General features: G+C 51.5%; 15 protein-coding genes. 8 read left to right on the plus strand and 7 right to left on the minus strand.

Annotated features, from left to right (window positions below; translation table 11 throughout):
* Positions 1-69 precede the first annotated feature (69 nt).
* The gene (gene ygjG, locus LDK53_RS20780; protein WP_032672648.1) at positions 70-1,449 is read right to left on the minus strand and encodes a putrescine aminotransferase; all 1,380 of its coding nucleotides are present in this window, start codon (positions 1,447-1,449) and stop codon (positions 70-72) included.
* Between the two features lie 435 nt (positions 1,450-1,884).
* Here ygjG and LDK53_RS20785 point away from each other — a divergent pair, with 435 nt between their 5' ends.
* Together LDK53_RS20785 and LDK53_RS20790 are read left to right on the plus strand one after the other, a co-directional pair.
* Entirely contained in the window at positions 1,885-3,405 is a 1,521-nt protein-coding gene (locus LDK53_RS20785; protein WP_155031770.1) for a PAS domain-containing methyl-accepting chemotaxis protein, read from the plus strand.
* 336 nt (positions 3,406-3,741) lie between these two features.
* The gene (locus LDK53_RS20790) at positions 3,742-5,301 is read left to right on the plus strand and encodes a methyl-accepting chemotaxis protein (RefSeq protein ID WP_047959500.1); all 1,560 of its coding nucleotides are present in this window, start codon (positions 3,742-3,744) and stop codon (positions 5,299-5,301) included.
* On the opposite strand, the gene LDK53_RS20795 is transcribed toward LDK53_RS20790, so the two are convergent.
* Positions 5,298-5,792 carry a PadR family transcriptional regulator gene (locus tag LDK53_RS20795; RefSeq protein ID WP_025759594.1) on the minus strand — a complete coding sequence of 165 codons (495 nt, stop codon included), beginning with the start codon at positions 5,790-5,792 and terminating at the stop codon, positions 5,298-5,300. The two genes, LDK53_RS20790 and LDK53_RS20795, sit on opposite strands and share 4 nt — an antisense overlap.
* Before the next feature lie 147 nt (positions 5,793-5,939).
* Here LDK53_RS20795 and LDK53_RS20800 point away from each other — a divergent pair, with 147 nt between their 5' ends.
* Positions 5,940-6,704, plus strand: a complete 765-nt coding sequence (locus LDK53_RS20800) for a siderophore-interacting protein (RefSeq protein ID WP_225287956.1) — start codon at positions 5,940-5,942, stop codon at positions 6,702-6,704.
* On the opposite strand, the gene LDK53_RS20805 is transcribed toward LDK53_RS20800, so the two are convergent.
* From LDK53_RS20805 to LDK53_RS20825, 5 genes are all read right to left on the minus strand, one after another.
* Complete coding sequence (locus LDK53_RS20805) at positions 6,705-7,874, minus strand: DNA repair protein (RefSeq protein ID WP_095450136.1); 1,170 nt, start codon at positions 7,872-7,874, stop codon at positions 6,705-6,707. It lies immediately after the preceding gene.
* Between the two features lie 206 nt (positions 7,875-8,080).
* Entirely contained in the window at positions 8,081-8,515 is a 435-nt protein-coding gene (locus LDK53_RS20810; RefSeq protein ID WP_045286314.1) for a hypothetical protein, read from the minus strand.
* Positions 8,512-8,982 (minus strand): L,D-transpeptidase family protein, encoded by a 471-nt coding sequence (locus LDK53_RS20815; protein ID WP_128339716.1) that lies wholly within the window; start codon positions 8,980-8,982, stop codon positions 8,512-8,514. Before LDK53_RS20815 ends, LDK53_RS20810 begins: the two co-directional genes overlap by 4 nt.
* 11 nt (positions 8,983-8,993) lie before the next feature.
* The gene (locus tag LDK53_RS20820; RefSeq protein WP_025759598.1) at positions 8,994-9,485 is read right to left on the minus strand and encodes an Hcp family type VI secretion system effector; all 492 of its coding nucleotides are present in this window, start codon (positions 9,483-9,485) and stop codon (positions 8,994-8,996) included.
* 159 nt (positions 9,486-9,644) lie between these two features.
* Positions 9,645-9,842: a hypothetical protein gene (locus LDK53_RS20825; protein ID WP_225287961.1), complete on the minus strand. Its 198-nt coding sequence runs from the start codon at positions 9,840-9,842 to the stop codon at positions 9,645-9,647.
* Positions 9,843-10,196: 354 nt separating this feature from the next.
* Here LDK53_RS20825 and LDK53_RS22975 point away from each other — a divergent pair, with 354 nt between their 5' ends.
* From LDK53_RS22975 to LDK53_RS20845, 5 genes are all read left to right on the plus strand, one after another.
* On the plus strand, positions 10,197-10,325 hold the full coding sequence (locus tag LDK53_RS22975; protein WP_263643512.1) for a hypothetical protein: 129 nt from the start codon (positions 10,197-10,199) through the stop codon (positions 10,323-10,325).
* 177 nt (positions 10,326-10,502) lie between these two features.
* On the plus strand, positions 10,503-11,186 hold the full coding sequence (locus tag LDK53_RS20830; RefSeq protein WP_225287957.1) for an outer membrane protein: 684 nt from the start codon (positions 10,503-10,505) through the stop codon (positions 11,184-11,186).
* Between the two features lie 596 nt (positions 11,187-11,782).
* Complete coding sequence (locus LDK53_RS20835) at positions 11,783-12,025, plus strand: hypothetical protein (RefSeq protein WP_225287958.1); 243 nt, start codon at positions 11,783-11,785, stop codon at positions 12,023-12,025.
* 232 nt (positions 12,026-12,257) lie between these two features.
* On the plus strand, positions 12,258-12,650 hold the full coding sequence (locus LDK53_RS20840) for a polymorphic toxin type 44 domain-containing protein (RefSeq protein ID WP_225287959.1): 393 nt from the start codon (positions 12,258-12,260) through the stop codon (positions 12,648-12,650).
* Positions 12,628-13,104, plus strand: coding sequence for a hypothetical protein (locus tag LDK53_RS20845; RefSeq protein ID WP_225287960.1), 477 nt, complete (start codon positions 12,628-12,630; stop codon positions 13,102-13,104). The genes LDK53_RS20840 and LDK53_RS20845 overlap by 23 nt, the downstream gene beginning before the upstream one ends.
* The last annotated feature ends 893 nt before the right edge of the window (positions 13,105-13,997 follow it).

Below are 13,997 nucleotides of genomic sequence, written 5' to 3' on the forward strand. Positions count from 1 at the left end.
GCTACGCTTACCGGGCCTACATATGCCGTATTTGGTAGGCCGGGTAAGCGTAGCGCCACCCGGCGTTGATTACGCCTCTTCCACACTCACCCGCAGCGCCGCCAGCGCTTTGCGTGCCGCTTTCAGCACCTGCTCACACTGCTCAATAGTCAGCGTCAGCGGCGGTTCAATGCGGATGGTTTTCGAGTTGTTCAGCGTGCCGGCGACCAGCACCCGCTGGCGGAACATCTCGCTCGCGAAGCTATAGCCGATTTCGTTGTCAACAAACTCAATCGCCATCAGCATCCCTTTGCCGCGTGCTTCCTGGATCAGATCCGGGTATTCACGGCCCAGCTGGCGGAAACCGTCCAGCAGCATGTCACCTTTTTGCTCCGCCTGCGCAGGCAGGTTTTGCTCAAGCAGCACGTTGATGGTCGCCAGCGCGGCCGCACAGGCCAGCGGGTTACCGCCAAAGGTGGTGGTATGCAGGAACGGATTGTCGAACAGCACCGAGAAGACCTCTTCGGTGGCGACCGTCGCACCGATTGGCATCACGCCGCCGCCCAACGCTTTCGCCAGGCATAAAATGTCCGGCTGAACGTTCTCGTGCTCACAGGCAAACATCTTGCCGGTGCGCCCCATCCCGGTCTGGACTTCGTCGAGGATCAGCAATGCGCCAAACTCATCGCACAGCTGACGCACGGCAGGCAGATAGCCCTGCGGCGGGAGGATCACGCCGCCTTCACCCTGAATCGGCTCCAGGATCACCGCAGCCACGTCATCACCGGTTTTACGGCATTCCGTCAGCACGGTGCGCATGGCGTTAATGTCGCCAAACGGCACGTGGCGGAAGCCCGGCAGCAGCGGCATAAACGGTTTGCGGAAGGTGGATTTCGCGGTCGCCGACAGTGCGCCCAGGGATTTACCATGGAACGCGCCGCTGGTGGCAATGAAGGTGAATTTCCCGCGCGGCGACTGGTACGCTTTGGCGAGCTTAATCGCCGCTTCGACCGATTCCGTGCCGCTGTTGCTAAAGAAGCTGTATTTCAGTTTGCCGGGCGTTAAGGCTGCCAGCGTTTTCGCGAGCATGGCGCGAAGCGGATCGAGCAGCTCCTGGCTATGGAGAGGTTGTTTCGCAAGTTGATTCTGTACGGCGGAAACCACAACTGGATTACGGTGCCCCACGTTGAAAATTCCAAAACCTCCCAGGCAATCGATAAACTCCTGTCCCTGGGTGTCGACAAGCGTGTTCAGACTCCCTGCTTGCCACTCTACGGCTCCGTAATCCCCGCCGGCGGTAACAGATTTGCGATACTCCAGAAACCCTGGATTGACGTGCTCTTTAAAGTAATCGATGACCTCTCGGTTAAGTTGTTTCATCTCCTCATGATCAAGCGTTCGCTTCTCAATGAGATTCAGTGCGTGCGCGGTACAGGCAAGAGCCGAGGCGCTGGAAGGTAACCTGTTCAAAATATGCTCCCGGGGATCGCGTATCACATGATACTGGTTTAAGTATTGCAGGGATTACGCCACTTCAGCTGCCTTAACGAAAATCGGGATAAACGCCAGGTTAAAATAATGTTGCACAATATTTAATCATGCCGATACAACCGAAACGGGATTTCGCGGTACCGGATTGCGAGCATCAGGGAGGGGGTAAGCGCCATGTTGCACTAAAGAGGTGCAGGTGATGCGACTTAAGTAAGCGTTAATGGGTCATGCACTGTGGGTAATTTCTTATCGAAAGTATTTGAAATCAATGGATTATAAAATCGCACAAAAAGTATGGTTTAAGTCAAATCTGCGATCTTCATCAAGTTTAACAACTAAAGATAAATTGTTTACCGCCGAAAAAACATTGACCCACAAAATTAACATTCAAATAACCTGCAAGGGATGCCCACGATGTCCTCTCCAACCTATGTCACCCAGAATGAATATCCTCTGGACGATGACACCACCTTAATGTCTACCACAGACATCCACAGCTACATCACCCACGCTAACGACACCTTTGTGCAGGTGAGCGGCTACCAGCTCGATGAGCTGACGGGCCAGCCACACAATATGGTGCGCCACCCCGATATGCCAAAAGCCGCGTTTGCCGATATGTGGTACACGCTGCAGCAGGGCGAGCCGTGGAGCGGGATCGTCAAAAACCGACGTAAAAACGGCGACCACTACTGGGTGCGTGCTAACGCGGTGCCGATGGTGCGCCACGGGCAGGTGACAGGCTATATGTCGATTCGCACCAGGGCCACTGCGGAGGAAATTGCCACCGTGGAGCCGCTCTACCGGGCGCTGAATGACGGAAGCTGTAAGAAACGTATTCATAAAGGGCTGGTGGTCAGAAAGGGCTGGCTGGGTAAACTACCGGCCATGCCGCTGCGCTGGCGCGTGCGCAGCGTGATGGCGGTACTCTTTGCCGTACTCGCCGTCTCGCTGGTTACCACCTCCGCAGGCTGGACGCCGCTCGCCGCTGCTGCGGTGGTGATGCTGCTGGGGACGCTGCTGTTTGAGCAACAGATTGTCCGCCCGGTAGAGAATGTGGCGCGACAGGCGCTGAGGGTCGCAACCGGTGAGCGCAACAGCGTGGAGCATCTGAACCGCAGCGATGAGCTGGGGCTAACGCTGCGGGCGGTAGGGCAGCTGGGCCTGATGTGCCGCTGGTTGATCAATGACGTCTCGAGCCAGGTGGTGAGCGTCCGCGACGGCAGCGACAGGCTGGCGAAGGGAAATGACGATCTGAACGATCGTACGCGTCAGACCGTGGCAAACGTGCAGCAGACCGTCGCGACAATGAACCAGATGGCCGCTTCCGTACAGAGTAATTCTGAAACCGCCGCCGAGGTGGATAAACTCTCCGTGGCTGCCAGCAGTGCGGCGACGAAAGGGGGTAATGCGATGCAGACCGTCGTTAAAACCATGGATGACATCGCCGACAGCACGCAGCGCATTGGCTCCATTACCTCCCTGATTAACGACATCGCGTTCCAGACTAACATTCTGGCGCTGAATGCGGCTGTTGAAGCGGCAAGGGCCGGCGAACAGGGGAAAGGTTTTGCCGTGGTGGCTGGTGAAGTGCGCCATCTCGCCAGCCGCAGCGCCAGCGCAGCAAATGATATTCGTAAGTTGATTGATGCCAGCGCCAGCAAGGTGCAGTCCGGCTCCGAACAGGTCCACGCCGCAGGCCGCACGATGGATGATATTGTCGAGCAGGTGAAGAACGTGACGCAGCTGATCGCCCAGATCAGCCACGCCACGTCCGAGCAGGCCACCGGGTTGTCAGAGTTAACCCGCGCGGTGGCCGAGCTCGACAGCATCACGCAGAAAAACGCCGACCTGGTCGAGGAGAGCGCGCACATTTCTGCGATGGTGAAACACCGCGCCGGACGTCTTAAGGATGCCGTGACCGTGCTCCATTAAGCCATTATGTTCCAGAAAAGCCGTTTGTACCGTAAGGAATAAGCGGCTTTTTATTTTTCTGATTGTAACTATTCATGTGGTTTAATGTTAATCTTTTATTAAATAACTAAAGAAAGTGCCTCAGTTATTTATTCCTGCCTAAGTCAGTTATTCAGAATGCTATTTCGAAAAAGCCCCGTCTGGCGGTCTGGTAACGATCGATGGGGCAATATTAATAGCCGCTACCTATCCATTGTGATGGTTATGAAATAAAAAAACGATCAAAGTCATAAAGTTAGCTAGTTAGTTACCGATAACAGCGATCGTCTGAGAAATAATCACATCGATGGAGAAAATATGTTCCTACATGACGTAAAGATCGGCACGAAATTATTTCTGGCGTTTGGGTTCTTTATTGTCCTGATGGTCATCAGCGCGAGCCTGTCATTGCTGAGCCTGAACCGGGCAAATAACGGGATGCAATCCATTATTACCCGTGATTATCCCACCACGGTAAAAGCGAACCAGTTAATTGATAACTTCCAGGAATTTATTAGCACTCAGCAACTGATGCTGCTGGATGAACGGGGAACTTACACGGGGCAGTCTCAGCAGCGCCTGAAAGAGATCAGCGAGCATATCACGGTGATCCTGGGAGAGCTGAACAACGCCCTGCAGGATCAAAAGTCTCAGCAGGTGCTGGCGGAGATCCGCAGCGTGCGCCAGCAGTATCTGGACTCGCGCTACCGCATTTTGCAGGCGGTGCAGAACAACAATCGTGAGGGCGCCATTCAGGAGATGATGACCACCACTCTCGCCGTGCAGCAGGCTTATAAAGCGAAGGTGAAGGAGCTGATTGCCATTCAAAACAGCGAGATGCAGAGTGCTGGCGCGCAGGTGGAAGGGGATTTCAGGTCCAGCCGTTTGCTGCTGATCCTGATTACTCTTTTTAGCGTCGCGGCAGGTAGCCTGATTGGCTGGTTAATTGTGCGCGCTATCACCCGTCCGCTCGGCGAGGCGGTGAATTTTGCAAAAGCGATTTCAGAAGGCGATCTGACGGGGAGCATCACGCCGCACGGCAAAGACGAAACGGGCCTGCTGCTGCATGCGCTGATGGAGATGAAGTCGCGTCTGCTGGATATTGTGCAGCAGGTCCAGACCGGCTCGGAGAATATCTCCAGCGCAGCCGCGCAGATTGTCGCCGGGAACCAGGATCTGGCCGCGCGCACGGAAGAGCAGGCAAGTTCTGTTGAGCAGACCGCCGCCTCAATGGAGCAGATCACCGCGACGGTGAAAAACACGGCCGCGCACACCGGGGAAGCGACTAACCTCTCGGCAGATGCCGCCACGGTGGTCAAAAACAACGGCGAGATGATGAAGCAGGTGACCAGCAAAATGCGCCTGATTAATGAAACCTCGAACCGGATGTCCGACATTATCGACCTGATCGACGCCATTGCGTTCCAGACCAACATTCTGGCGCTGAACGCGGCAGTGGAAGCGGCGCGTGCCGGCGAGCACGGTCGCGGCTTTGCGGTGGTGGCCGGTGAGGTGCGCCAGCTTGCGCAGAAGAGCGCGTCGTCAGCCAGTGAAATCCGCGAGCTGATTGAGAGTTCCACCAGCCAGACTCAGGACGGGATGAACCTGGTGGAGAAAGCGAGCGCGTTGATCAACGGGATGGTCGGCAACGTGGAGGAGATGGATGTGATCCTGCGCGAGATCCGCCAGGCCAGCCATGAGCAGACGGAGGGGATCTCGCAGATCAACAGCGCGATTGGCCTGATTGATGCCACCACCCAGCAAAACTCCGCGCTGGTCGAGGAGTCGGTTGCGGCGGCGGCATCGCTTAACGAACAGGCGATGCACCTTAAAGAGCTGGTACGCGTCTTCCGCGTGAGCGAACACGCGCCGGCTTAATCCAGTTGGGAGATCTCCAGCGCCGCGCGGTCAATCACGCCGACGATCTGCTTCAGCTGCGCGTCGCTGAGCTCTCCCTGATTCACCTTCAGGTCTAACACCGCTTTGAAGTTATCCAGGGCCCGCTTCATCTGCGGGTTTTTGCGCAGCTGAAAGCCAACGGAGCGCGCTTTAATACGGGCCTGTATGTGTTCAAGCTGCTCCTGGTTTTCATCCAGCCACTGCTGTCCTGCAGCGCTAATCGCAATCCGCTTACGCCCGTTGTCTTCTTCGGTAATGGTGATAAAGGCCTGATCCTGAAGGTAGTCCAGCGTCGGATAGATCACCCCAGGACTGGGGGTGTAGTTTCCCTGGGTCAGGTTCTCGATCTCTTTAATCAGCTCATAGCCGTGGCTCGCGTTGCGGGTCAGGATATCCAGAATCACCAGCCGCAGGTCGCCGTGGCCGAAAAAGCGCGGTCGACGTCCGCCGCCCTCGTGTTCGTGTCGCATACTATCCCCTTTTATTTGATATATCTAAACTATATCTAAGATATATTCAGATGCAATCTAAAAGATCTTGCTTTTTCTCTGATTAGTAATCATTATCATTTGAAAATTGATTTAGATATATCGTATTCACCAGAGAAGGGGCTAAAAATGGCATCTACCCGTTACCCGCAGCGTGTTCGTAATGAGCTGCGTTTTCGCGAGCTGACGGTGCTTCGCGTTGAGCGCGTCAGCGCGGGCTTCCAGCGTATTGTTTTGGGCGGCGAGGCGCTGGAAGGCTTCAGCTCCCGCGGTTTCGACGACCACACCAAAGTCTTTTTCCCGGCCCCCGGGACAACGTTTGTACCGCCGGTGGTGACCGATGAAGGCATCGACTGGGGTGAAGGCGTGCGTCCGCAGGCGCGCGACTATACGCCGCTGTACGCTGAAGCCCGTCACGAACTGATGCTTGATTTCTTCATTCATGACGGCGGTATTGCCAGCCGCTGGGCCCTTGAGGCGAAAGCGGGTGACAGACTGACAATCGGCGGCCCGCGCGGTTCGCTGGTGGTGCCGGAAGATTACGCCTGGCAGCTGTACGTGTGCGATGAATCCGGCATGCCTGCGCTGCGTCGGCGCTTAGAGAGCCTTGCTAAACTGCCGGTTCGCCCGGAGGTTCATGCGGTAGTGACGGTTGGAGACGAGTCTTATAAGGCGTATCTGGCGCACCTGAGTGGGTTCGATATCACCTGGGTGGTGGGGCACAGCGAGCAGGCGGTCGCAGATCATCTGGCGGCGCTGAGCGTCCCGGCGGAGGACTACTTCATCTGGCTCACCGGGGAAGGGAAGGTGGTGAAAACGCTGAGCCGTCAGTTTGAAACCGACGCGATTGACCCACAGCTGGTGCGTGCCAGCGCATACTGGCACGACAAATAGTCAGGCGGCGGAATCCAGCTGCGCTTCGTTCACCTGATGTTCGAGCGAGGCGCGGACCTCGTGCAGCGCCTTCTCCTGCTGAGCAAAGTACGCTTCCATATTGCTCAGCGACGAGACCAGCAGCCAGGACTCCTCTTTCTCCAGCTCCGCCAGCTCGTTCACTAAAATGTCGATCTGCTCGCGGACCTGCGCCATTTTTTTGCGGATACGCTCCAGATCGTTCAGCCTGTCGCTGGCCATCAGCGGCTCGAAGCCCTGCTGCAGACGGGCCACCAGTGAGCGGATGGCTTTCACATCTCCACGCTGTTTGGCCTGGTTAAGCTGCACCATCATTGCGTTGGCTTCTTCTTTCAGGTCGTCCGCCACCAGGTCCGGATGGCAAAGTTTGCTCGCCTGTCGCCAGAGTCGCTTCAGTTCGTTCCGATCTTCGTCCGAAAGATCTTTCCCCTTGCGCATCCGCACTTCGGCATCGTGATGCTGCTCGCGATACTTCTCATACTCTTCGTTGGCTTCGTCGCGGGCCTGCCGCGCAGGCTCCTCTTCGCGCGTTAAGCCGCTCTCCAGCTCGAGCGCCTCGGCCAGCAGGTTGGCAATCAGATTACTTTGCTGCTCCAGATGCTTACGCGCCTCGGCGGCCTGTACGGAATCTGCCGGGAGGTCGCGCCAGCGCTGGGTGAGCGTCGCCAGCACCTCTACCGCCTGCGCCATATAGTGCTGGCAGCGACGGTAATCTTCCTCGCGACGACGCGCTTCCGCCTGCTGACGACGCAGGTTTAGCTCCGCCAGGGTTTTACGCAGGGCGAGGATCTGCTGCATCAGGGGACCCAGGCGGGAGAAATAGAGATCGTTAAATTCATCCAGCTGCTGCACCCGCGCGTTGCGACGGTCAATCAGATCGCGAAGACGCTCTTCCAGCGCCTTCAGCTCCAGCTTGCTGGCCGCCACCTGCGGGTCGCGCCATGGGGTCACGGCGCGCTGGCCCTGCAACCAGGCGACGATTGCTGCCATCGCCGCGGTGTAGTTCTTCTCCTCAAGCGCCACGACGATTGCCTGTAGCGCATCGTCAAACGCTTCATTTTTCAGGCGTGTCAGCTGGCTCTGGATGATGTCGTCATCTTCCAGTTCAATGGCATTTTTAATGATTTCTAGCCGTTTGATCGGTGTGCTCATGATGCCTTTCGCTTTGGCGCTTAAGTATTTGAGTTAAGGGTAGTTGTTGTAAAAGCTACGGGAAATAATACACACGGATGATGATCGGCGCGATGGGGGATTTCTTTAGAATTGCAGAAAGTGAGGTGGGGAAGCGAGCAGGAGTACGAGAGGTGGGAGAGAATCGATTGCTTCGTTTCCTGCTCTCCCCGTGAGAGCACTTTTGGCTATTGGCTTTGCAGTTCCTTCAACGCGCCTTGTGCGGCATTCTCAATCTGATTGCAGAACGCTTTATCGCCTTCCGGGCAGTTATCCGCGGCGTTTCTCACGACTTTATCGAGATCACGATCGTTCGTGGTCGTATTGATGTGATTAATCATCCATGACTCGAAAGCGCGGTCGCTTTCAGATAAATGCATGAGTTGATGGGAGGTCTTCCAGTTGTTGGCTAATAGTCCGACAATAGTCGCAGACATCCCTTCTGCGATATATCCCTCATCACACTGTCTGTAATTTTCGTAAAAAGAATAGACACCTTGCCAGCCATGAATGGCAGAGGCTGCGTTATCTGCTTTGTCCATTTCTTCTACAGAAGCACAGTCACTTGCATAAGCCAGGTGCGATATCACTAACATAATTAAAAACAACTGCATCGTTTTCATATCAAGTTCATTCCCGGTGGGATATAGATATTTTCAAATTTCTGCGTCGCACTCATGGCCGAGCAGGCGCTGTTATTTGATACGGTGATAGTAGAAAGGGAGGACTTGGCCATATGCTCTTTTATTTTCTTCATCGCCTCATCAGTAGTTCGAATGCATCCCATTGTTGGATGTTCTGGTCCCGGTTTATAACGGCTATGCGCCTGACCTGAATGTACACCTACTCCCGGGTGTCCGGGATAGCTAAATCGAATGATTCCATAAGTCCCATACGAACCATCTTCACTATCGCCTGGGTGAAGGTGTGGCTTTGATTTATCCTGTATCTGATATGTGCCGTTGCTAATATGTTTGAATGTGGCTCTGCGATCAACGTTATTATAAGCGGTCCAGGTATCAACAATAGAGCCATCACTACCTAGCAATGAAAGCGTATGGGCACAACCATCAAAAGTAAGTCTGGCCATAAATTCCTCAGCTATGCTGTAGCTCTTTCATTCCATGAATCAGAGTGAATGAGATTCCCATCGACAAATTTCCATGTGATTTTCTCGTAGCGTAGTTCAACGATTTCCATATGGTTAAGATGCTGGGTGTGCGGATCTTTACAGTTCGCCATTACCGGTGTAACCGAAACGACTTTGACGTTTTCCAAAAACATATTGAAGTATTCCTCTTCCAGACCTGCATCGTTTATACGGTACCATTTCATTTCCGCTGATTTCAGAAGCTGCCCGGTAGATACGGCTTTGTACAAATAAGTCGAGGCGCTATCAAACTCTTTCCCAATAGTAAAAGCACCGTGTACACGTGTTCCTGTTTGTTTTCCAGTATTACCGTCTACAGGGATATGTAGGCCATGCGAAAAGGAGAGTACTTCAATACTACCTTCGCGATTTTGTACGTCAGATGACCCTTTGATGGGGGTGCCGCCGTCGTCTTTAAGAAATAAATGAGCTGGAATTGGCATAAGTAGGTTTCCAAATGGTTGATAAATTATTTATACGTTACATTATTATCTTTTTTCAATTTGTAACTTTTTTCTTTTTTAGGATACGTTAATTAATTTATGGAATGTAGAATGATATTTTTATTAGCAAGGCGAATGTATGGCGCTCGCTGTTAATGTTTAACGAAAGCCTGGCTCGCTAATGTTTTCATCGTAAACAGCAAATGTGTTAACCCGGCCATTAGGCCGGGATGTTATTGGAAACAAACGGCGGATATCATTTTTGCGTATCAGATCGTGGTTTTCAGTAATACTGTTAAAAGCGTCTGATTCTGTTTTGAAAACAGTAAACTCTGGCTTAAAATTCGTCTCAGCCATATTCAACTCCATGTAAGTTGCTTTGTGGTTAGCGGCATGAAGGTGTTCCACCACCTTCATGCCGCGTTCGTTAATAATGTTAAAAATTATATCCGGTTAGCGCTTTCTTTACTTTTAAGTCATTTTGTTCGCGTTTATTATACCAGGCTGAATAAAATTACAGTATCTGATTAAAGGCTAAATGTGGGAATTGCGAGGTGACTCCAGAAAATATGACTGTGCGTGTCGTATCACGCGATAAATATCAATTCTGGTTTTTCGTATCGTCCACCTGTTCTGACAATTTTCCTTAATCTCCTGTCGCTTTAAGAAGACCAATAAAGTCCGGCCTGATGAGCACGGGCCGCAGTACGGATGTACCAAATAACGGTCGATAGCCTAAGCTTGCCGGAAAATACCACGCTGGATGTGATGGAACTGGAAATGGTTCCGACCGATGGCGCGATTGTCCTGCTGCGTTTTTCACAATCGATAACACATTGAAAGTAAAAAGAACGGGATAAAAATCGAGACAAATCCCTACGTAAAATTACCAGGTAAAACGCGTATTCACCCGAATAGTTTGCCCTTTCGGGAGTGCTTATGCTTCGTCTCACTGACTTTTCCTGACACCGGCAGACGATGGTTCGCCGTGCGGAATGTTTTTCCAAAGGAGTGTAGATGAAGATGAAAGCTATTGTAGTCGCCCTGCCTGTCGTGATGATCCCGGCTACCGTTCTGGCGGCAAATACGGAAGAAGGGTATTACGGTTCGGCAAAATATCTGCAGATTGAACAGCGGGCCAAAGAGATGGATACCAGCTCCCGTCCGGGTGTCGGGCAGTTTGTGGGCGGTAAACAGAAAGAACACTTAGGCGGTGCGGCGATTGCTGCGGGTTATCAGTTTGGTAACGGCTGGCGCACTGAAGGTGAATACACCTTTAAGCAGAAAACCGAATACACCAACGGTTCCAGCGCCTTCCCTAACGGTTTTGATCATCTTAAGACGGAAACAGAACGTCTGATGCTGAACGTCTATCGTGATTATGAACTGGGCTACGGTGTCTCTCTTTACGGTACTGCAGGACTTGGTGTGAGCAGGATTAAAGCCGGCGGCTGGCAGGGCAATCCTGGCCGTGAATACGGCTCGACGACGCAAAACAACCTGACTTACGCATTAGGCGCAGGCGTAAGCTACACGCCGGTTGAGCGTCTGTATGTCGATCTGGGCTATCGCTATATCGATATGGGTAAGATCGAAAGTGGATATAACAACTATGCGAACATGCGTGGCTTGAAGGATGAGCAGATGAAGGCGCATATCGTCTCTAACGAATTTACGCTGGGCATGCGTTACATGTTTTAACCTGTTGTGAATGTCACTGCTTTAAAACAGGGCCAACACCGTGGAAGTGCGGGGTTGGCTTTTTTCTTGCGTGCATGTGGCATGTAGGTTTCCTGATTCCCATCAAAACCAACGATTATGTTTTACATAAAAATAGGTAACGATGATGATCCATGCCAGGGTAAGAAGACCAAAATAGTCGGGGATGAAACGCGCGAACAGATAAGCGCCAGCAACAATGAGCGCTATAGGGATATAATAAATATATGACTGCAGAAACCATAATATTGCTCGTTTCATCTTTTTAATAACTCATATAAAGCATCGCCGATTATTTATTCTTTGTTACCATCTGAGTGAATTTTATAAAATATTTTTGCCATTTGTGGTATATCAAGAGCAACATCATTTCGGTTATAGATTTCGACAAGTGCTAATGTCAGACGGCATTCTTCATTTATTACCTGGCGACAGGCATTGCGGCAGTAATCGTCAGGGTAAAATTCCTTTCTGATTTCACCTTCATTTTTGCATAGCTGTCTGCCATTATAATTTGCCTTGTTGTAAAATTACCCTGCCAATAATTGATCATCATCGTCATAGGGGCAAGCAAGAAAATGAAAAAAAGTGGTAGAGTGGCAATTTATGTTCTGGTGGTGATTATTTTCTTTCTCACTATTCCGGAGATCGTCGTTCGTGTACTTACTCCAGAGCAGTTTGCTCGATTGAGTGATTTTACAAGCTTTGGCGGCTTGTTTAGTCATATCCTTTCTTTATTGATTTTCCTTGGCGTAGCTTCCATTCTGCTGGGCGTACTCGCCATTTTTGTAACGAAAAAAATTTGCCGCCATCGTCCCTAAGCCATAGATAAGCAGGAATAGCCATTTTTAAAACTCCATTTCCATTGAGGGTAAACTCTCATTAACGGCTAAAAAAGGATCGCAGGTGATACAAATTGTGTTATATGCTCGTGTTATTTAATAGCGTTACTTATTGATGTTTCAAATAAAATTAATAAATTGATCTCAAGCAGTACGCGTTACCGTTATTGCTCATATGTTGCCCTTTTTGCCTGGCTGAAGGGATTTAACAATGGCATGTATACCGCTCTATCTGCCCCGTGGGCTGGAGATTTTGCGAGATTATATCAGGCTCGCCAGGGCGCGGCATGAAGTGCAGGACATGGCCGCCCCGCTTACCTATATATGGTTTTATCAGCGTGTTAGAAATCGCGGGCCGTGGGATTACAAACAAAAAAATAAATTATGGGCCGACTACGGCAACTTCCATTATGGGGCCGTAGGCTATGCAGCCGGCATACCCGCAGAAATTTTACATATTGCCGCCGGCGCAGCTCAGGAAGTGGCAAAAACATCTCTACCCGTCTGGGGGCATTTTTACTCCGACGCGCCATTTGGTGACGACCCGCGAGATCAGTTCTGGATAAAACAGGGTATAGATTATGTTAAGCAACACCACTATTAGGGCGTTTAAGGCGTTACATTGGGTGGCTACAATTACAATGGCCATCGTGATCGCTGGGTACTGTTATTTCCAGCATATACAGCGCTTAACTGTTAGTGATCGGCTTTATGAAGTTCGCCAGCTCACGCCCCGGACTTGGTTATACATTACTGAGTATGACGGCTCGAACATGACCACGGGAGAAGTGTATCGTTATTTTTTAGCGAGCAAGATTGACGGCGATTCGCTGGTGGCTCTCGAAAAACAACATATCGCGCCCACGCTTACAGCGAACACCGCCCGCGCGAAAGTTGACGGCATAGGCAACAATATCTCATTTACTGTTTATGGCACCGTGTACAGCTTTACAACGTCCGCATTTTTTTATGATGCTGAGGGAATAGCGGCCGCGCCTTCAATCGACTTAACGGCCCGTGGCGAGGGTTGGGACAAGGGGAAATTTAGTCGACAATAATTATTTATTTAAAAACAGAGGATACGCGGATATGCCTTACCCCACGAGCTGATAAGAAATGCTAAGGTTTTTGGGGTGCACCCTGCCGGAAGCTAACCCGTGAGGCATTCAGGTTTATACAGGAGAGGGAATGGATAAGGCGCTAAAACATCAACTTCAGGAGCTGCACAGGGAGGCCAGAGCCTGTCATCTTTCGCAGTTGGAGAAAAAGGCGCAGCATGATGCTTTACGCGAGGCTTACTTTTCAATGCCGCCCAGATTCAGGCTGCAGCCAGCGCCCGGTCGTTATAAATGGGAGCCGTGGCCAGAGCATTTACGCGGTATTCCATGCGGAGCGACAACCCGCGCCGGCACCCCCCTGCAAAATAACCGTACTCTACCGTAGCAGGCGCTGTCAGCGGCGCTCTGGCGCGTTCAGCCATTTTAGGTAGTGAGCGCACCCTCAAAACAGATCGTGCGCATGGCAGGGCGCTGGTGCGTCACAGCAGGGCAAAAAAAATCTTTCGCAGACAAAAATCGCACTACACCGCACCCGCCTGCGGTTTTTGGATCATAAAAATTTTTCAGTTTTATTTTTCTACAAACCAGACCGCCAGACCGCGCCAGTGCTGGCGGTCTTGCGTAAAACCAGAACTGAAAAGATTGAAAAAAATTTCAGTATTTTTCACTTTTATGGATCTGTGGAGGATCTAAGGAAAATCATAACAAACAGATAAATAAGAGAAAAATTAATTTTATGTGAGATTTGAAGGATCGTTTTGGTTTCTTGTCTTAACGGCGCAACCGGGCGACAGGGCAGAGCTGGCGCGGTACAGTGGGAAATTAAGGATTTCTGGAAAACTGAAAAATTACGTCTGGAAGCGCCCGTGAGCTTTGGTTATTCTTTGTTCGGG

Origin of the sequence: Enterobacter sp. K16B (assembly GCF_020216105.1) — a bacterium.
Classification (GTDB): Bacteria; Pseudomonadota; Gammaproteobacteria; order Enterobacterales; family Enterobacteriaceae; genus Enterobacter; species Enterobacter sichuanensis.